Annotated in this window: 18 protein-coding genes and 1 pseudogene; 15 read left to right on the forward strand and 4 right to left on the reverse strand. The window is 74.7% G+C overall.

The window, feature by feature from the left end; translation table 11 throughout:
• Nucleotides 1-845, forward strand: an 845-nt coding sequence (locus ACFUVW_RS11255; RefSeq protein ID WP_430571414.1) for an SDR family NAD(P)-dependent oxidoreductase, incomplete at its 5' end; no start/stop codon positions are given.
• Between the two features lie 123 nt (nt 846-968).
• Nucleotides 969-2,207 (forward strand): hypothetical protein, encoded by a 1,239-nt coding sequence (locus ACFUVW_RS11260; protein ID WP_430571415.1) that lies wholly within the window; start codon nt 969-971, stop codon nt 2,205-2,207.
• A gap of 471 nt (nt 2,208-2,678) precedes the next feature.
• Here the strand turns inward: ACFUVW_RS11260 and ACFUVW_RS11265 are convergent, their stop codons facing one another.
• Both ACFUVW_RS11265 and ACFUVW_RS11270 read right to left on the reverse strand, forming a co-directional pair.
• Nucleotides 2,679-3,467 carry an LLM class F420-dependent oxidoreductase gene (locus tag ACFUVW_RS11265; protein ID WP_430571416.1) on the reverse strand — a complete coding sequence of 263 codons (789 nt, stop codon included), beginning with the start codon at nt 3,465-3,467 and terminating at the stop codon, nt 2,679-2,681.
• Nucleotides 3,468-3,501: 34 nt separating this feature from the next.
• Nucleotides 3,502-4,293 (reverse strand): methyltransferase domain-containing protein, encoded by a 792-nt coding sequence (locus tag ACFUVW_RS11270; protein WP_430571417.1) that lies wholly within the window; start codon nt 4,291-4,293, stop codon nt 3,502-3,504.
• A gap of 76 nt (nt 4,294-4,369) precedes the next feature.
• On the opposite strand from ACFUVW_RS11270, the gene ACFUVW_RS11275 reads away from it, so the two are divergent.
• On the forward strand, nt 4,370-4,801 hold the full coding sequence (locus ACFUVW_RS11275; RefSeq protein WP_430571418.1) for a VOC family protein: 432 nt from the start codon (nt 4,370-4,372) through the stop codon (nt 4,799-4,801).
• A 24-nt stretch (nt 4,802-4,825) separates the two neighbouring features.
• Here the strand turns inward: ACFUVW_RS11275 and ACFUVW_RS11280 are convergent, their stop codons facing one another.
• On the reverse strand, nt 4,826-5,809 hold the full coding sequence (locus ACFUVW_RS11280; protein ID WP_430571419.1) for a quinone oxidoreductase family protein: 984 nt from the start codon (nt 5,807-5,809) through the stop codon (nt 4,826-4,828).
• A gap of 23 nt (nt 5,810-5,832) precedes the next feature.
• Here ACFUVW_RS11280 and ACFUVW_RS11285 point away from each other — a divergent pair, with 23 nt between their 5' ends.
• From ACFUVW_RS11285 to tyrS, 12 genes are all read left to right on the forward strand, one after another.
• Nucleotides 5,833-6,351, forward strand: a complete 519-nt coding sequence (locus tag ACFUVW_RS11285; RefSeq protein ID WP_430571420.1) for a GNAT family N-acetyltransferase — start codon at nt 5,833-5,835, stop codon at nt 6,349-6,351.
• 65 nt (nt 6,352-6,416) lie between these two features.
• On the forward strand, nt 6,417-7,505 hold the full coding sequence (gene argC, locus ACFUVW_RS11290; protein ID WP_430571421.1) for an N-acetyl-gamma-glutamyl-phosphate reductase: 1,089 nt from the start codon (nt 6,417-6,419) through the stop codon (nt 7,503-7,505).
• On the forward strand, nt 7,502-8,683 hold the full coding sequence (gene argJ, locus ACFUVW_RS11295; RefSeq protein WP_430571422.1) for a bifunctional glutamate N-acetyltransferase/amino-acid acetyltransferase ArgJ: 1,182 nt from the start codon (nt 7,502-7,504) through the stop codon (nt 8,681-8,683). Before argC ends, argJ begins: the two co-directional genes overlap by 4 nt.
• The gene (gene argB / locus ACFUVW_RS11300) at nt 8,680-9,606 is read left to right on the forward strand and encodes an acetylglutamate kinase (protein WP_430571423.1); all 927 of its coding nucleotides are present in this window, start codon (nt 8,680-8,682) and stop codon (nt 9,604-9,606) included. Before argJ ends, argB begins: the two co-directional genes overlap by 4 nt.
• The gene (locus ACFUVW_RS11305; RefSeq protein WP_430571424.1) at nt 9,603-10,916 is read left to right on the forward strand and encodes an acetylornithine transaminase; all 1,314 of its coding nucleotides are present in this window, start codon (nt 9,603-9,605) and stop codon (nt 10,914-10,916) included. Before argB ends, ACFUVW_RS11305 begins: the two co-directional genes overlap by 4 nt.
• On the forward strand, nt 10,916-11,848 hold the full coding sequence (gene argF, locus ACFUVW_RS11310; protein WP_430571425.1) for an ornithine carbamoyltransferase: 933 nt from the start codon (nt 10,916-10,918) through the stop codon (nt 11,846-11,848). Before ACFUVW_RS11305 ends, argF begins: the two co-directional genes overlap by 1 nt.
• Nucleotides 11,845-12,396 (forward strand): arginine repressor, encoded by a 552-nt coding sequence (locus ACFUVW_RS11315; protein ID WP_430571426.1) that lies wholly within the window; start codon nt 11,845-11,847, stop codon nt 12,394-12,396. The genes argF and ACFUVW_RS11315 overlap by 4 nt, the downstream gene beginning before the upstream one ends.
• Nucleotides 12,397-12,482: 86 nt before the next feature.
• Nucleotides 12,483-13,712, forward strand: a complete 1,230-nt coding sequence (locus ACFUVW_RS11320) for an argininosuccinate synthase (RefSeq protein WP_430571427.1) — start codon at nt 12,483-12,485, stop codon at nt 13,710-13,712.
• 58 nt (nt 13,713-13,770) lie between these two features.
• Nucleotides 13,771-15,189, forward strand: a complete 1,419-nt coding sequence (gene argH / locus ACFUVW_RS11325) for an argininosuccinate lyase (RefSeq protein WP_430571431.1) — start codon at nt 13,771-13,773, stop codon at nt 15,187-15,189.
• A gap of 117 nt (nt 15,190-15,306) precedes the next feature.
• Nucleotides 15,307-15,915 carry a uridine kinase gene (locus ACFUVW_RS11330; RefSeq protein WP_430571428.1) on the forward strand — a complete coding sequence of 203 codons (609 nt, stop codon included), beginning with the start codon at nt 15,307-15,309 and terminating at the stop codon, nt 15,913-15,915.
• A 2-nt stretch (nt 15,916-15,917) separates the two neighbouring features.
• Nucleotides 15,918-16,601 carry a DNA-3-methyladenine glycosylase gene (locus tag ACFUVW_RS11335; RefSeq protein ID WP_430571429.1) on the forward strand — a complete coding sequence of 228 codons (684 nt, stop codon included), beginning with the start codon at nt 15,918-15,920 and terminating at the stop codon, nt 16,599-16,601.
• A gap of 62 nt (nt 16,602-16,663) precedes the next feature.
• The gene (tyrS, locus tag ACFUVW_RS11340; protein WP_430571430.1) at nt 16,664-17,923 is read left to right on the forward strand and encodes a tyrosine--tRNA ligase; all 1,260 of its coding nucleotides are present in this window, start codon (nt 16,664-16,666) and stop codon (nt 17,921-17,923) included.
• 57 nt (nt 17,924-17,980) lie between these two features.
• Here tyrS and ACFUVW_RS11345 read toward each other — a convergent pair.
• Nucleotides 17,981-18,084: pseudogene (locus ACFUVW_RS11345) on the reverse strand (methyltransferase domain-containing protein); the annotation flags it as partial.

Below are 18,084 nucleotides of genomic sequence, written 5' to 3' on the forward strand. Positions count from 1 at the left end.
GGGGCACCGTCCCCCCGGCCCGCACCGCGCTGATCACGGGCGCGAGCCGCGGCATCGGCCGCGCGCTCGCGCTCGGGCTCGCGCGGGCGGGGCTGGACGTCGCGCTCGTCGCGCGTGATCCCGCCCGCCTGGCCGAGGTTGCGCGCGAGGTGCGCGACCTGGGTCGCTCGGCCGTGGAGCTGCCCGCGGACGTCACCGACGCCGCGGCGGTGGCGGCAGCCGTGCGGGCCGCGGAGGCGCCGCCGGCGGACGGCGGGCTGGGCTCCGTGGACCTGCTGGTCAACAACGCCGGCCGCATCGACGCCGAGGTGCCGCTGTGGGAGGCCGACCCCGACGAGTGGTGGTCGGTGCTCGAGACGAACGTGCGAGGGCCGTTCCTGCTGGCCCGCCACGTGGTGCCGGGGATGCTGGCGCGCGGCGGCGGGCGGGTCGTCGACCTCAACAGCGGTGCCGGATCGCACGACAACGCCGACGCGACCGCGTACAACGCGAGCAAGACGGCGCTGATGCGCCTCGGCGCCGGGCTGCACGCGGCCGGGCACGACCGGGGCCTGCGCGTGCTGGAGCTCGCCCCCGGCGTCGTGCGGACGGACATGACCGGGTCGATGCGCGCCCACGAGGGGCGGACGGAGTGGACGCCGGTCGAGCGGACGGTCGACCTCGTGGCGGCGTTCGCGCGCGGCGACCTCGACGGGTGCTCCGGCTGGTTCGTCCGCGCGTCGCACGACACCCCCGAGTCGCTGGTGCGCCTCGCGCGGGAGGCATCGGCCCCCGCCGCGCGGCGGCTGCGGGTGCGGCCGGCGGCGGACGACGACCCGTTGGGCCCGGTGCTCACCGGTCGCTGACGGTCCGTGGCCGGCCCCGTGTCACGATGCGGCCCGGCGGTCCTCCCTGCAGGGTGTACGGAGGCAACCATGTCGGCAACCGTGTGGGGTTGCCGCGCCTGCCGCGACGACCACGGAGGTCCTATGCGCACCGCACGCCCACGCACGCCCACCGTCCGCACCCCGCTCGTCGTCCTGGCGGCCGTCCTCGGGCTCCTGGCCCCGGCCGCCGTCGTGGCGGGGGCCGGCCCGGCCGACGCCGCGATCACGAAGCTGACGCCGGGGAACTTCCGCTGGACCCTGTCCCGCACCCCCGCCTCGCTCGTCTCCGGGCTCGACGCGGCGCTGCCGAACGTCAGCATGCGCACGGTGGTCGACGACGGGAACCGGGCGGGCACGGCCTGCTCGCCGTCCGTCACCCACCGCGTCGCCTCGTTCTGCTGGAACGCCGGTGACCGGGACACGACCGCCTGGTACCCCCAGGGCATCACCACGAGCAACGACGCGCTCGGCGCCGGCACCTACGAGGGCCGGCGCGTCCTCATGGCGAGCTGGTACGACCACGCGTCCGACGGCGTCGCCAAGGGCAGCCGCGTCAGCGCGGTGAACCTGACGTCGTCGACGACGAGGCCGACCTACCGGCACGTGTTGCTGGCGGAGCCGGTCACCAAGGACGGCAAGCCGTCGTTCAAGCCGGTGAACGTGCACGCCGGCGGCCTCGCCTGGTACGGCAACCTGCTCTACGTGGTCGACACGACGGGCGGGCTGCGGGTCTTCGACCTCGACCACCTGTGGCGGGTCACGACCGGCGACGGGCCGACGAAGGTCGGTCGGCAGCCCGACGGGTCGTACCGGGCCTTCGACTACAAGTACGTGCTGCCCCAGGTGGCGAAGTACAGCGACTCGACGGCCGGCGGCTACCCCCAGCTGCAGCACTCCTCGGTGGCGCTGGACCGCACGAGCTCGCCCGACTCCCTGGTGATCAGCGAGTACCGGAGCAAGGCCGACGTCGCCGACGGGCACGTCGTCCGTACCGTGCGGGTCGGGATCGACTACACCGACCGGCTGCTGCGGGAGTCGTCGGACGGCGTCGTCCGGGCGACGGAGGCCTACCGCACGGACCTCGAGTCGGTGCAGGGCTCGACGGCGATCGACGGCGAGTTCTTCTTCTCCCAGAGCGACGGCAGCGACTTCTCGGACCCGAACTCCGAGGGGGACCTCCACACCTGGCGGCCGGGGGCGTCCGCGACCACCCGCCACGGCAACGCGTTCCCGCCCGGGCCGGAGGACCTCTCCTACGACCCGACGCGCGACGCGCTGTGGAGCCTCAGCGAGTACCCGGGGCGCCGCTCCGTCTTCGCGGTGGACGCCTCGTCGTTCTGAGCCGGATCGCGCGGCCCCGGGCACCGTCCCGCCATCTCTCGCCGGACGAGGGCGGGCGGGAGTAGCGTCCGACGTGGCGATGGTGCCGGCCCGGTCACGAGGACCGGGCCACCGGGGCGCGGGCCGGGGGGAGCGGAGGCGGCATGGTGCGCACGACGCGCGTGCGCATCCTCGGAGCGGTCGTCGGCGTGCACGCGGTGCTCGCCGCGGGCGTCGCACCGGCGGCGTCCGTCCAGCCGGGGGACGAGCCCGTGACACCGGGGGCCACGGTGGTCGACCCGTCCGGCGCGCCCGTGCCCCCGTCGCCCTCCGTGTCCGCGTCGCCGTCCGCGTCGCCGTCGCCGCCCGCCGAGCGGCGCCGGCTGCTGACGGAGCAGCGGTCGTGCGGCGCCACCGCCGCAGGCCGAGCGTCGTGCCGGCTCTCGCGCTGGCGAGCCTGCTCGTGGCGCTCGGCGCCGCGACGCCCGACGATCAGCCCTGACGCTCGTCGCGCCAGCGCACCCACTGCTCGACCAGCGACAGGTCGTAGTCCGGCCCGCTCGTGCCGATCGTGAACAGCGTGGCCCCGGCGTCGAGCAGCTTCTGCCCGACCTCCTCGGGCGGGGCGCCGACGCCGACCGACCGCTCCACGAGGCGACCCGTGTCCCGGCCGACGGCGTCCCCGTGCTCGTCGAGGATCGCGGACTTGCGGGTCAGGGTGTCGACGTCGCCGAAGGAATGCCAGACGTCGGCGTGCTCGGCCACCAGGCGCAGCGTCTTCTTCTCGCCCCCGCCGCCGACGAGGATCGGGATGCGGCGGGTCGGGGCGGGGTTGCCGGCCGCGAGGCGCGCCGTGATCCGGGGGAGCGCCGCCCCCAGGTCGGCGATGCGCGAGCCTGCCGTGCCGAACTCGTAGCCGAACTGCTCGTAGTCCTTGGCGAACCAGCCGGCCCCGATGCCGAGGATCAGCCGGCCGCCGCTGATGTGGTCGACCGTGCGGGCCATGTCCGCGAGCAGGTCGGGGTTGCGGTACGAGTTACAGCTGACCAGGGCGCCGATCTCGACGCGCTCCGTCTGCTCGGCCCACGCGCCGAGCATGGTCCAGCACTCGTAGTGCGTGCCGTCCGGGTCGCCGGTGAGCGGGAAGAAGTGGTCCCAGTTGAAGATCACGTCGACGCCGGCGTCCTCGGCGCGGCGGACGGCGTCGCGCAGCTGGGCGTAGTCGGCGTGCTGGGGCTGGAGCTGGACCCCGATGCGGATCGGGTGGGTGGTGTCGGTCACGGCGCGAGCCTACGACCGTGCGCGCCGGGCGCCGTCAGGCCGTCCGCGTGGCGACCGCGAAGACGCGCCGGAACGCCAGGGGGGTGCCGAACGGGCGGCTCGGGTAGGCCTCGCGCAGGGCGGCGCCGAGCTCGGCGTCGAACCGTGCGCGCAGGTCGGTGCCGTGCGCGGCGTCGTGCGCGTCGAGCGCGTGCAGCACCGGCTGGGCGCCGGTCGCCGAGATCCACCGCAGGACGGGGTCGTCGCCGTCCAGCACGTGCGTGTACGTCGTCTCCCAGGCGTCGACCGACCAGCCGGGCCCGGACAGGAGCTCGAGGTACTCGGCGGGGTCGCCGACCGCGCGGCGTTCGACCGGCCCGACGACGTCGGCGTACGGTGCGCGCCCGGCGACCTCGCGCAGGGTGCGGTGGCTCGGGGCGTCGTGGTTGCCGGGGACGGAGAACGCGAAGGTCTGCCGGGCCGTGGCGGCGAGCGCCGGCAGCAGCTCGCGGTGCCCGGGCACCCACTGGAGGGTGGCGTTGCTGATCACCAGGTCGGCCTCGGGGACGGAGCTCCGTCCGGCGGCGTGGTCGCGCACGTCGGCGAGCTCGTAGCGGCTCCCGGGGTCCGCGCCGCGCGCGGTCTCGATCATCGCGGAGGAGGCGTCGAGCCCCACGAACGCGGCCTCCGGCCACCGCTCGCGCAGCACGGGGGTGAGGTGGCCCGGGCCGCAGCCCAGGTCGACGATGCTCGCCGGGTCGCGCACGACGCGCGCGACCAGCTCGCCGAAGGGGCGCGACCGCTCGTCGGTGTAGCGCAGGTAGGCGGTGGGGGACCAGTCGGCCACGACGTTTCCTCTCGATATCAAGTCTCTTGATGTCAAGAGACTAGCGGGCGGGCCCCGCGCGCACCAGGCTGTCGTCATGGAACCCGACAGGATCGCGCCGCCCGGTCGCGGCGGGTCGACCCCCGCGACCGTCGTCCCGTACCTCGCCGTGCGGGGCGCGGCCGAGGCGATCGACTACTACCGCAGCGCCTTCGGTGCGCAGGAACGCTTCCGGATCGAGGAGGACGGCGTCGTCGGGCACGCGGAGCTCGCCATCGGCGGCGCGACGGTCTACCTGGCCGACGAGTGGGAGCCGCTGCGCGTGCACAGCCCCGCGACGCTCGGCGGGTGGTCGGTGTCGCTGGCGATCGAGGTGGAGGACGCCGACGTGTTCGTCGCGCACCTCGTCGACGGCGGGGCCCGGCTCGAGCGCGGGGTCGACGACGGGCCCGAGGAGGGCTGGCGCAGCGCGTGGGTCGTGGACCCCTACGGCCACCGCTGGCACGTCTCGAGCCCGACGGCGGGCTGACGGGCCCGCCGCGGGCGCGGAGGCTCAGGGGACCAGGAGGACCTTGCCCGTCGTGGCGCGCCCCTCCAGGTCGCGGTGCGCCTGCGCCGCGTCCGCGAGCGGGAGCCTCGCGCCGATCCGGACGTCCAGGTCGCCCGCGGCGGCCGCGCCCAGGACCTCGGCCGCTCGCCACTCGAGCTCACCCCGCGTCTGGATGTAGTGCGCCAGCGTCGGCCGGGTGAGGTAGAGCGAGCCGCCGGAGTTGAGGCGCTGCGGGTCGAACGGCGGCACCTGCCCGGAGGCCCCTCCGAAGAGCACGAGGGTGCCGCGCGGGCGCAGCGACGCGAGCGACGCGTCGAAGGTGGCCCGGCCCACGCCGTCGTACGCGACGTGCACGCCGCGCCCGTCGGTGAGGTCGCGCACGACGGCGGGCAGCTCGGTCGCGATGTCGTCCATCGCCGCGTAGTCGACGGTGTGCGCGGCGCCGGCCGCGGACGACAGTGCGGCCTTCTCGGGCGAGGACACGGTGGTGACGACCCGCCCGCCGCGGGACGCCGCGAGCTGGGTGGCGAGCAGGCCGACGCCGCCGGCGCCGGCCGTGAGCAGGACGTCGTGCCCAGGCCCGACCTCGAACGTCGAGGCGACGAGGTAGTGCGCCGTCATCCCCTGCAGCGGCAGCGCGGCAGCGGTGACGAGATCGAGGCCCGCGGGGACGCGCACGGCGTTGGCGGCCGGGACGACGGCGAGCTCGGCGTACGAGCCGGGCGCCTCGTTCCAGGCCACCTCGTCGCCGACGGCGAAGCCCGTCACGCCGTCGCCGAGCGCCTCGATCGTGCCGGCGCCCTCGACGCCGACGACGTGCGGGTACGTCATGGGGTACACGCCTGCTCGGCGGTAGGTGTCGATGAAGTTGACCCCCGCCGCGGCGACGCGGACGAGGAGCTCGCCCGCGCCTGGCGCGGGGTCGGGCTGCTCGACGTACTCCAGGACCTCGGGACCACCCGCCGCGCGGGCCACGACTGCGTGCATGCGTCCGACCCTATGCTTCGGCCGTGACCCGAGACACCCGCGCCCCGTTCATGATCCGTCCCGCGACCGACGACGACTGGCCGGCCCTGTGGCCGATCGTCGAGGCGGTGGTGCGGGAGGGCGAGACGTACGTCTACCCGCTGGACCTCACGAGCGAGCAGGCGCGGGAGATCTGGATGGAGCGCGCCCCGGGCGCGACGGTCGTGGCGGCGGGTGCCGACGGGACGCTGCTGGGCACGGCCAAGATGGGGCCGAACCGGCCGGGCCACGGCGACCACGTGGGCACGGCGTCGTTCATGGTGTCGCCCGCCGCGCGCGGGCTCGGGGTGGGCCGGGCGCTCGGCGAGCACGCCGTGGCGTGGCACCGCGAGCACGGCTACCGCGGCATCCAGTTCAACGCGGTGGTGGAGTCGAACGAGGCCGCGGTGCACCTGTGGCGGGCGCTCGGGTTCGAGGTCGTCGGCACGGTGCCGGGCGCCTTCCGCAGCCCGGCGCACGGCTACGTGGGGCTGCACGTGATGTACCTGCCGCTGGTGGACTGATTCGCGGCACCCGGCGCGCGAGGAACAGGTTCCTGCTCACTGCATAGGTATGTATAGTGCTGCATATGGTCAGCACTGAGTCGCGCACGTTCCGTGTCGCCGTCGCCGGTGCCTCCGGGTACGCCGGGGGCGAGTTCCTGCGCCTCGCGGCGCGTCACCCCGCGCTGGAGGTCGGGGCGCTCACCGCGCACTCGAACGCCGGGACGCGGCTCGGCGCGCACCAGCCGCACCTGCGCTCGCTCGCCGACCGTGTGCTCGAGCCCACCACGCCCGAGGCGCTCGCGGGCCACGACGTCGTCGTCCTCGGGCTGCCGCACGGCGCGTCCGGCGAGATCGCCGCGCAGCTGCCCGACGACGTCCTCGTGCTCGACCTCGGCGCCGACCACCGCCTCGCGTCCGCCGCCGACTGGGAGCAGTTCTACGGCACCGCCCACGCGGGCACCTGGCCCTACGGCCTGCCCGAGCTGATCCACGCCGACGGCGTCGGCTCGGTCACCGGGACGCAGCGCGACCACCTCGCCGGCGCGCGCCGGGTCGCCGTGCCGGGGTGCAACGTCACGGCCGTCACGCTGGGGCTGCAGCCCGGCGTCGCCGCCGGGCTGGTCAGCCCGGACGACGTGGTCGCCGTCCTCGCCAACGGGTACTCGGGCGCGGGCCGGTCGCTCAAGCCGCACCTGCTCGCCGCCGAGGGCCTCGGCTCCGCGGCGCCGTACGCCGTCGGCGGCACGCACCGGCACATCCCGGAGATCGCGCAGAACCTGCGCACCGCCGGGGCGCCGCAGGTGTCGATCAGCTTCACCCCGACGCTCGTGCCGATGTCGCGCGGCATCCTCGCCACGGTGACCGCTCGCCTCGCGCCGGGGCGCGAGGACGCCACGGCCGCCGACGTCCGCGCCGCCTGGGCCGAGGCCTACGCGGACGAGCCGTTCGTCGAGCTCCTCCCGGAGGGACAGTGGCCGACGACCTCCGCCACGCTCGGCGCCAACACCGCCCTCGTGCAGGTCGCGCTCGACGCCGCCGCCGGACGCGTCGTGACCGTCACCGCCCTCGACAACCTGGTCAAGGGCACCGCCGGCCAGGCGGTCCAGGCCATGAACCTCGCCCTCGGCCTGCCGGAGACGGCCGGCCTCGTCACCGAAGGAGTCGCACCGTGAGCGTGACCGCAGCGAAGGGGTTCCGGGCCGCCGGGATCACGGCCGGCCTCAAGGCCTCCGGCACCCCCGACCTCGCCCTGGTCGTCAACGACGGCCCGCAGCACGCGGCCGCCGCCGTCTTCACGAGCAACCGCGTGGTCGGCGCGCCGGTGATGTGGTCGCGCCAGGCGATCAAGGACGGGGTCGCGCGCGCCGTCGTGCTGAACTCGGGCGCCGCGAACGTGTGCACCGGCCCGGGCGGGTTCCAGGACTCGCACGCCACGGCGGAGAAGGTCGCCGAGGTGCTCGGGATCGGCGCGATCGACGTCCTCGTGGCTTCGACCGGCCTCATCGGCGTGCGGCTCGCGGCGGAGAAGCTGCTCGCCGGGATCCCGGTCGCGGCGGCGGCGCTGGGGCCGGACGAGGTGTCGGGCGTGAGCGCGGCCACGGCCATCATGACGACGGACTCCGTCCCGAAGACCGCGGTGCGCACGATCGAGACGCCGTCCGGCACCGTGACGGTGGGCGGGATGGCCAAGGGCGCGGGCATGCTCGCTCCGGCGCTCGCCACGATGCTCTGCGTCATCACGACGGACGCCGTCGTGGACGCCGGGACCACGGACGCGGCGCTGCGCGCGGCGACCCGCACGACGTTCGACCGCGTCGACTCCGACGGCTGCATGTCGACCTCCGACACCGTGGTGCTCATGGCGTCGGGCGCGTCCGGCGCGACGCCGGACGACGCCGCGTTCGCCGAGGCGGTGACCGCCGTCTGCGCCGACCTCGCGCGCCAGCTCGTGGCCGACGCGGAGGGCGCGTCCCACGACATCGCCATCACGGTCACGCACGCGACGACCGAGGACGCCGGACTGGCCGTGGCCCGGGCCGTGAGCCGGTCCAACCTGGTCAAGGCCGCGATCTTCGGCAACGACCCCAACTGGGGCCGCATCCTCTCGCAGGTCGGCACGGTCCCCGAGGAGGTCGCGCCGTTCGACCCGCTGGAGCTCGACGTCAGCGTCAACGGCGTCATGGTGTGCAAGGCGGGCGGGGCGCACGAGTCCCCGGAGAACGTCGACCTCGCCGCGTCGCGTGACGTGTCGATCACGATCGACCTGCACGCCGGCGACGCCGAGGTCACGCTGTGGACCAACGACCTCACCCACGCGTACGTCCACGAGAACAGCGCGTACAGCTCATGAGCAGCGACGTCGTGAACGGGCTCGCGCCCGAGCAGAAGGCCGAGGTGCTCCTCGAGGCGCTCCCGTGGCTCCAGGAGTTCGCGGGCGCGCTGGTCGTCGTCAAGTACGGCGGCAACGCGATGATCGACGACGAGCTCAAGGCCGCGTTCGCCCAGGACATGGTCTTCCTGCGCCAGGTGGGCCTGCGGCCCGTCGTCGTGCACGGCGGCGGCCCGCAGATCAACGCCATGCTGGAGCGCCTGGACATCCACAGCGAGTTCCGCGGCGGCCTGCGGGTCACCACGCCCGAGGCGATGGACGTGGTGCGCATGGTGCTCACCGGCCAGGTCTCGCGCGAGCTCGTGGGCCTCATCAACGCTCACGGCCCGCACGCCGTCGGGATGTCGGGGGAGGACGCCGGGCTGTTCCGCGCCGCGCGGCGCCACGCCGTCGTCGACGGCGAGCCGGTGGACGTCGGCCTGGTGGGTGACGTCGTCCAGGTGGACGCCGGGGCGGTGCAGGACCTGCTCGACGCCGGCCGCATCCCGGTCGTGTCGACGGTCGCGCCCGACGTGGACGACCCGACCCAGGTGCTCAACATCAACGCCGACACGGCCGCCTCCGCGCTCGCGGTGGCGCTCGGCGCGAGCAAGCTCATCATGCTCACCGACGTCGAGGGGCTGTACACCTCGTGGCCGGACAAGGACTCCCTCGTCGAGGAGATCTCCGCGCCGGACCTCGCGGCGCTCCTGCCGAGCCTCACGTCCGGCATGGTGCCCAAGATGGAGGCGTGCCTGCGCGCCGTCCAGGGCGGCGTGCCGCGCGCCACCGTGATCGACGGCCGCCAGCCGCACTCCGTGCTCCTGGAGGTCTTCACCACCCGCGGCAACGGCACCATGGTCGTGCCCGCACCGGCAGCGACGAGCAAGGAGGCGGGCGCGTGAGCGACACCCTGCAGTCCGTGAGCGGAGGCGCCCTCGCCGACGCCTCGAACGCCGCCTGGACCGACCGCTACTCCCACGCGGTGATGGACACCTTCGGCCCGCCGCAGCGCGTGCTGGTGCGCGGCGAGGGCGCGTACGTGTGGGACGCCGACGGCCGCCGCTACCTCGACCTGCTCGCCGGGATCGCGGTCAACGCGCTCGGCCACGCCCACCCCACCCTCACGGCCGCGATCAGCGCGCAGCTCGGCACCCTCGGGCACGTGTCGAACTTCTTCGCCACGCCCACGCAGATCGGGCTGGCCGAGCGGCTCTTGCAGCTCGCCGGCGCGCCCGAGGGGTCCCGGGTGTTCTTCACGAACTCGGGCACCGAGGCGGTCGAGGCGGCGTTCAAGATGGCGCGCCGCAACCGTTCCGACGGGGCCGGGGCCGACGGCACCCGGACCCGGGTCCTGGCCCTCGAGGGCGGCTTCCACGGCCGCTCGATGGGCGCCCTCGCCCTCACCGCCAAGGCCGCGTACCGCGAGCCGTTCGAGCCCCTGCCCGGCGGCGTCGAGCACGTCCCGTTCGGCGACACCGCCGCCCTCGACGAGGCGTTCTCCCCGGCCGCGGTCGCGGAGCGGGGCGGCGTCGCGGCGCTCGTCGTCGAGCCGCTGCAGGGCGAGGCGGGCGTGCGGCCCCTGCCCCCGGGATACCTGGCGCACGCCCGCCGGCTCACCGCCGAGGCGGGCGCGCTGCTCGTGCTCGACGAGGTCCAGACGGGCGTCGGTCGCACGGGCTCCTGGTTCGCGTTCCAGCAGCCGGAGATCGGCGGCGGCGTGGTGCCCGATGTCGTCACCGTGGCCAAGGGGCTGGGCGGCGGCTTCCCCGTGGGGGCCGCGATCGCGTTCGGGGAGCGCGCGGCGACCCTGCTCGGCCGCGGCCAGCACGGCACCACGTTCGGCGGCAACCCCGTCGCGGCGGCCGCAGGCCTCGCGACGCTCGGCGTCATCGAGCGCGACGGCCTGCTGGAGAACGCCCGCCGGGTCGGCGAGGAGCTGCGGACCGGGATCGAGGCGGCGGGCAACCCGCTCGTCGCCGGCGTGCGCGGCCGGGGCCTCCTGCTCGCGGTCCGGCTCACCCGGCCCGTCGCGGCCGACGTCGCGGCGGCGGCCCTCGAGGCCGGCTTCGTCGTCAACGCCGTGGCCCCGGACGCGATCCGCCTCGCCCCGCCGCTGACCCTCACGACCGACCAGGCGCGCGACGCCGCCCGGTTCTTCGCCGCGGTCACCGTCGCCGACACGCCCTCCGAGCCAGAGACCCAGGAGCCCTGATGCCCCGCCACTTCCTCCGCGACGACGACCTCACCCCGGACGAGCAGCGCGAGGTCCTCGAGCTCGGCATGGCGTTCCGGGAGGACCGGTTCGTGCGCTCGCCGCTCGCGGGCCCGCAGGGCGTGGCCGTGCTGTTCGACAAGCCGACGCTGCGCACGCAGGTCTCGTTCTCGACGGGGATCGCCGAGCTCGGCGGCTTCCCGGTGATCGTGGACGGCCGCCTCGCCCAGGTGGGCGTGCGCGAGTCCGTCGCCGACGTGACGCGGGTGCTCGACCGCCAGGTGTCCGCCATCGTGTGGCGCACGTTCGGCCAGGAGCGGATCGACGAGATGGCGGCCGTCTCGCGGGTGCCCGTGGTCAACGCGCTCACCGACGGCTTCCACCCGTGCCAGATCCTCGCCGACCTGCTCACGGTCGCGCAGCACCGCGGCGGCATCTCCGCCCTGCCCGGGCAGCGCCTGGCGTACGTGGGGGACGCCGGCAACAACATGGCCGCGTCGTACCTGCTCGGCGGCGTCACCGCCGGCCTGCACGTCGCCGTCGCCGGGCCCGAGGGCTACCTCCCGCCCGCCGACGTCGTCGAGCGCGCCCGGGAGATCGCCGCCACGACCGGCGGCTCGGTGACCGTCACGACCGACGTCCGGGCCGCCGTCACCAGGGCCGACGTCGTCGCCGCGGACACCTGGGTCTCGATGGGCGACGAGGACGAGGCGGCCGAGCGGCTCGCCGCCCTCGACGCCTACCGCGTCGACGACGAGCTGCTGGCCGTCGCGGCCGACGACGCGATCTTCCTGCACTGCCTGCCCGCCTACCGGGGCAAGGAGGTCACCGCCGAGGTGATCGACGGCCCCGCGTCCGTCGTCTGGGACGAGGCGGAGAACCGCCTGCACGCGCAGAAGGCGCTGCTCACCTGGCTGCTGGAGCACCGATGAGCGCGACAGACGGGGTGGTCGGGCAGCCGTCGGGCCAGGCCGCGGGCCCGACGACGAAGGCGGCGCGGCACGCGCGGATCGTCGAGATCGTGCGGCGCACGGCGATCCACTCGCAGGCCGAGCTGGCCCGCGAGCTCGCCGACGCGGGCGTCAGCGTCACGCAGGGGACGCTGTCGCGCGACCTCATCGAGCTGCGGGCCGAGAAGGTGCGCAACGCGGCCGGCGCCCTCGTCTACGCCGTGCCGGGCGAGGGCGGCGACCGCAGCGTGCAGGCCGCGGGGGTGGGGGAGCACGACGTCGAGTACGTCGCCGCCCGCCTCGCCCGGCTCTGCAACGACCTGCTCGTGTCGGCGGAGGCGTCCGCCAACCTCGTGGTGCTGCGCACGCCGCCCGGCGCGGCCAACTATCTCGCGTCCGCGATCGACCACTCGGTATTCCCGGGCGTCCTCGGCTCCATCGCGGGCGACGACACGATCCTCGTGATCGCCCGCGACCCGCTCGGCGGCGACGAGCTCGCGCGCCGCTTCCTCGAGCTGACCGGGCCCTGACCGGACCTGCTCGACAGCGGGCCGTGGCCCCCGCGGACCCGCACTGCCAGACTTGACCCGAACCCCTCGCAAGAAAGAGAACTGTGATGACTGATCGCGTCGTGCTCGCCTACTCGGGCGGCCTGGACACCTCCGTGGCCATCGGCTGGATCGCCGAGGCCACCGGGGCCGAGGTCGTCGCCGTGGCCGTCGACGTCGGCCAGGGCGGCGAGGACATGAACGTCATCCGCAAGCGCGCGCTCGACTGCGGCGCCGTCGAGGCGTACGTCGCCGACGCGCGCGACGAGTTCGCGGCGGAGTACTGCATGCCCGCGCTCAAGGCCAACGGCATGTACCTCGACCGCTACCCGCTGGTCTCCGCGATCTCCCGCCCGGTGATCGTCAAGCACCTCGTGCGCGCCGCCCGCCAGTTCGGCGCGACGACGGTCGCGCACGGCTGCACCGGCAAGGGCAACGACCAGGTCCGCTTCGAGGTCGCGACGACGTCGCTCGCCCCCGACCTGAAGTCCATCGCCCCGGTGCGCGACCTCGCGCTCACGCGCGAGAAGGCCATCGACTACGCCGAGCGGCACGATCTGCCGATCGCGACCACCAAGAAGAACCCGTTTTCGATCGACCAGAACGTGTGGGGCCGCGCCGTGGAGACGGGCTTCCTCGAGGACATCTGGAACGAGCCCACCAAGGACGTCTACTCCTACACCGACGACCCGACGTTCCCGCCGGTCGCCGACGAGGTCGTCATCACCTTCGACCAGGGCGTGCCGGTCGCGCTCGACGGCGTGGCCGTGACCCCGCTGCAGGCCATCCAGGAGATGAACCGCCGGGCCGGGGCCCAGGGCGTGGGCCGGATCGACATCGTCGAGGACCGCCTCGTGGGCATCAAGTCCCGCGAGATCTACGAGGCGCCCGGCGCGATCGCGCTCATCGCCGCGCACCAGGAGCTGGAGAACGTCACGCTCGAGCGCGAGCAGGCCCGCTTCAAGCGGCAGGTCGAGCAGCGCTGGACCGAGCTGGTCTACGACGGCATGTGGTTCTCCCCGCTGAAGAAGAACCTCGACACCTTCGTCGACGAGACCCAGAAGTACGTCTCCGGCGACATCCGCATGGTGCTGCACGGCGGTCGCGCCACCGTGACGGGGCGCAGGTCGGAGTCCAGCCTGTACGACTTCAACCTCGCCACCTACGACGAGGGCGACTCGTTCGACCAGTCGCACGCCCGGGGCTTCATCGAGATCTACGGCCTCGCCGCCAAGCAGGCCGCGGCCCGCGACGAGAAGTTCGGCAACGGCGTGGACTTCGGCACCGGGGAGCTCTGACGTGGGGTCGGAGGTCACGCCGGCCGACGGCGCCGGGGGCACGGGTCCGGACGGGACGGTGACGACGCAGGGCGACAACGTGTCGCTGTGGGGCGGCCGGTTCGCCGGCGGCCCGTCGCCGGAGCTGCAGGCCTTGAGCCAGTCGACCCACTTCGACTGGGTGCTCGCCCCGTACGACGTCCGCGGCTCCCGGGCGCACGCCCGCGTGCTGCACGCCGCCGGTCTGCTCACCGACGATGAGCTGACCGGCATGCTCGAGGCGCTCGACGTGCTGCTCGCCGACGTCGAGTCCGGGGCGTTCCTCCCCGTGCTCGGCGACGAGGACGTGCACACGGCCCTCGAGCGCGGCCTCATCGAGCGCGCGGGCGCCGAGCTCGGCGGCAAGCTCCGCGCGGGGCGCTCGCGCAACGACCAGATCGCCACGCTGGTGCGGCTGTACCTGCGCGACCAGGCCCGCGTCGTCGTGCGCCAGGTGCTCGACGTCGTGGACGCGCTCATCGTGCAGGCGGAGGAGGCGGGCGAGGCCGTCATGCCGGGCCGCACGCACCTGCAGCACGCGCAGCCGGTGCTGCTGGCGCACCAGCTGCTGGCGCACGCGTGGCCGCTGCTGCGCGACGTCGACCGGCTGGTCGACTGGGACGTGCGCGCGGCGCGCTCGCCCTACGGGTCCGGGGCGCTCGCGGGCTCGTCGCTGGGCCTGGACCCGTCGGCGGTCGCGACGGAGCTGGGCTTCGACGGCCCGGTGGAGAACTCGATCGACGGCACCTCCGCGCGCGACGTCGTCGCGGAGTTCGCGTTCGTGTCCGCGATGGTCGGCATCGACCTGTCCCGGCTGAGCGAGGAGATCATCCTCTGGAACACGAAGGAGTTCGGCTTCGTGCGGCTGGACGACGCGTGGTCCACGGGGTCGAGCATCATGCCGCAGAAGAAGAACCCGGACATCGCGGAGCTCGCCCGCGGCAAGGCCGGCCGGCTCGTGGGCGACCTCACGGGGCTGCTCACCACGCTCAAGGGCCTGCCGCTGGCGTACAACCGCGACCTCCAGGAGGACAAGGAGCCGGTCTTCGACCAGGTCTCCACCCTCACCGTGCTGCTGCCCGCGTTCGCCGGGATGGTCCGCACCCTCACGTTCGACACGGCGCGGATGGCCGAGCTCGCCCCGCAGGGCTTCTCGCTGGCCACCGACATCGCCGAGTGGCTCGTGCGGCAGGGCGTGCCGTTCCGCGTCGCGCACGAGGTCGCGGGCGCGTGCGTCCGGGTCTGCGAGGAGCGCGGCATCGAGCTCTGGGACCTCTCGGACGCCGACCTCGCCGCGGTCTCGGAGCACCTGACGCCGGGCGTGCGCGAGGTGCTGAGCGTCGAGGGGTCCGTGGCGTCGCGCGACGGCGTCGGCGGTACGGCGCCGGCGCGGGTCGTCGAGCAGGTGGAGGCCGCGAAGGAGCGCTCGGCGGAGTTCCGCATCTGGGCGGACAGCTGAGCGTGGGGCGCACCGCGCGGCGGGTCCGGGACACCGTCTCGTGCCCGCCGCGCGTCGTCGTAGGGTGCAGGGTCGGGTGACCGGCAGGGCGACGACGGCGGGGAAGGACAGGACACGATGACGGTGCGCGAGGACGTGCTGAGCGCGCTCGTGGCGCGCGTGCGGCGCTCGGACGCACGCCTGCCCGGACCGGGCGCGGAGAAGCCGGGGGAGCGGACGCGTCTCGTGGTCGTGGACGGGCCGGCCGGCTCGGGCAAGACGACCCTGGCCGGGCAGCTCGCAGCCGCGCTGCCCGCGCAGGTCGTGCACATGGACGACCTGTACGAGGGCTGGTCGGGCCTGGCCGCGGGGATCGAGCGGCTGCACGAGCAGGTCCTCGGGCCGCTCGCCCGGGGCGAGGACGGCCGCTACCAGCGCTACGACTGGGACAGCGGGCGGTACGCCGAGTGGCACGACGTCCCGAGGGCGCCGTACCTGGTCGTGGAGGGGTGCGGGGCCGGGGACCCGCGGGTCGATGCCTTCTCCACCCTGCTGGTCTGGGTCGAGTCCGACGACGCGCTCCGGCTGACCCGCGGCCTCGCGCGGGACGGCGAGGACGCCCGGGGGCACTGGAAGGCCTGGATGGCGGCCGAGCGCGGGCTCTACTCGGCGCACGGGACCGCGCGCCGGGCCGACGTGCGCCTGGACGCGTGGGGACACGTCACGTGGCCGGCGCACGGGATCTGACGGTGCCGGGAAGCGGGCGGGAGACCGCCGTGGGCTCCGGGCGCGGCACGGTCGTGCCGGCGCGTGAGTGGTTCGCGCGCGACGTGCACGTCGTCGCGCCGGACCTGCTCGGTGCGCTGCTCACCCGCCGCACGCCCGACGGCGTCGTCACCGTACGGATCACCGAGGTCGAGGCGTACGCGGGCACGGCCGACCCGGGCTCGCACGCCTACCGGGGGGAGACGGCGCGCAACCGTACGATGTTCGGCGAGCCCGGACGCGTCTACGTCTACCGGCACCTGGGGCTGCACCACTGCATGAACGTCGTGTGCAGCCCGCCGGGCCAGGCCTCGGCCGTGCTGCTCCGGGCGGGGGAGGTCGTCGAGGGGGCGGACCTCGCGCGCGAGCGGCGCGCCGCCGCGGGCGTGACGCGGTCCGACGTCGACCTCGCGCGCGGGCCCGCGCGCCTCACGGTCGCGCTGGCGATCGACCGGGACGACGACGGTGCGGACGTCACGGACCCGGAGGGCAGCCTGGTGCTGCGGCTGCCGCCGCCGGACCCGGCGCGCCGGGTCGCGACCGGCCCGCGGGTCGGCGTGAGCGGCGAGGGCGGTCGCGGAGACCTGTTCCCGTGGCGGGCCTGGCTCGCGGGCGAGCCCACCGTCTCCGCGTACCGTGCCGCGGAAACACGGCGCAGGCGGCGGTAGGCGTCGGGCACACTAGGAGGGCGGCCCGACCGGGTCGCTGACCCCTTCCTGAGGAGCACACGGTGACCGACGTTCTCGACGAGCTGCACTGGCGAGGCCTGGTGGCGCAGTCCACCGACGAGGCCGCGCTGCGTTCTGCGCTGGCCGAGGGACCCGTCACCTATTACGCGGGGTTCGACCCGACGGCGCAGAGCCTGCACGTGGGGCACATGGTCCAGCTGCTGAACATGCGCCGGCTGCAGCTCGCGGGGCACCGTCCCCTCGCGCTGGTCGGCGGCGCCACGGGCCTGATCGGCGACCCGCGGCCGACCACGGAGCGCTCGATGCAGTCCCGCGACGTCGTGGCGGGCTGGGTCGAGCGCATCCGGGGGCAGATCGAGCCGTTCCTCGACTTCGAGGGCCCGGCTGCAGCGCGCATGGTCAACAACCTCGACTGGACCGGCGCCATGTCGGCGATCGACTTCCTGCGCGACGTCGGGAAGCACTTCCGGGTGGGCACGATGCTCGGCAAGGACATCGTGGCCCGGCGCCTGCGCTCGGACGAGGGCATCAGCTACACCGAGTTCAGCTACCAGGTGCTGCAGGGCATGGACTACCGGGAGCTCTACGAGCGCCACGGGTGCACGCTCCAGCTCGGCGGCAACGACCAGTGGGGCAACCTCCTGTCCGGGGTCGAGCTGATCCGCAAGACCGACGGCGCGGCCGTGCACGCCCTGACGTCGCCCCTCATCACGAAGGCCGATGGCACCAAGATGGGCAAGTCCGAGGGCGGCGCCGTCTGGCTCGACCCGGAGCTCACCAGCCCGTACGCCTTCTACCAGTTCTGGTTGAACACCGCGGACGCGGACGTCGTGAAGTACCTCAAGGTCTTCACCTTCCGGAGCAGGGAGGAGATCGAGGCGCTCGAGGCCGAGGTGGCCGACCGCCCGTTCGCCCGCGAGGCGCAGCGGGCGCTCGCCGGCGACCTCACCACCCTGGTGCACGGCCAGGCGGCGACCGACGCGGTCATCACGGCGAGCCAGGCCCTCTTCGGCCGCGGCGAGCTGCAGGGGTTGGACGCCGGCACCCTCGGCGCCGCCGTGGCGGAGCTCCCGCGCACGACGGCGAAGGCCGGCGACCTCGTGGTGGACGCGTTCGTGGGCTCGGGCCTGGTCGCGTCGAAGGCCGCCGCCCGGCGCGCGATCGGCGAGGGCGGCGCCTACGTGAACAACGCCAAGGTGGAGTCCGAGGACGCCGCGCTGCGCACGGAGGACCTGCTGCACGGCCGGTACGCGGTGCTGCGTCGCGGCAAGCGGACCCTCGCCGTCGCCGTCGCCGAGTAGCCGCCGCGGCCCGTCGCGGTCGAGGGCCCCGGGAGAGCGCTCGCCCATGACGAGCCGCCCGCCCGGTCGCAGGACCCGGCGGATCTCACCGAGCGCGGCCAGGGGATCGGCGACGTGCTGCAGGACCCGGTCGGTGCGGGCGCGGTCGGCGGTGTGGTCGC

The organism is Isoptericola sp. NPDC057391, from assembly GCF_042668085.1.
Lineage (GTDB): Bacteria > Actinomycetota > Actinomycetes > Actinomycetales > Cellulomonadaceae > Isoptericola.

Bases quoted from the DNA above. Each gene is read 5' to 3' on its own strand.
- argC (WP_430571421.1), top strand. From the start codon at position 6,417: ATGGTCAGCACTGAGTCGCGCACGTTCCGTGTCGCCGTCGCCGGTGCC.
- ACFUVW_RS11280 (WP_430571419.1), bottom strand. From the start codon at position 5,809: ATGCACGCAGTCGTGGCCCGCGCGGCGGGTGGTCCCGAGGTCCTGGAG.
- ACFUVW_RS11315 (WP_430571426.1), top strand. From the start codon at position 11,845: ATGAGCGCGACAGACGGGGTGGTCGGGCAGCCGTCGGGCCAGGCCGCG.
- ACFUVW_RS11320 (WP_430571427.1), top strand. From the start codon at position 12,483: ATGACTGATCGCGTCGTGCTCGCCTACTCGGGCGGCCTGGACACCTCC.
- argB (WP_430571423.1), top strand. From the start codon at position 8,680: ATGAGCAGCGACGTCGTGAACGGGCTCGCGCCCGAGCAGAAGGCCGAG.
- ACFUVW_RS11330 (WP_430571428.1), top strand. From the start codon at position 15,307: ATGACGGTGCGCGAGGACGTGCTGAGCGCGCTCGTGGCGCGCGTGCGG.
- ACFUVW_RS11275 (WP_430571418.1), top strand. From the start codon at position 4,370: ATGGAACCCGACAGGATCGCGCCGCCCGGTCGCGGCGGGTCGACCCCC.
- argF (WP_430571425.1), top strand. From the start codon at position 10,916: ATGCCCCGCCACTTCCTCCGCGACGACGACCTCACCCCGGACGAGCAG.
- ACFUVW_RS11260 (WP_430571415.1), top strand. From the start codon at position 969: ATGCGCACCGCACGCCCACGCACGCCCACCGTCCGCACCCCGCTCGTC.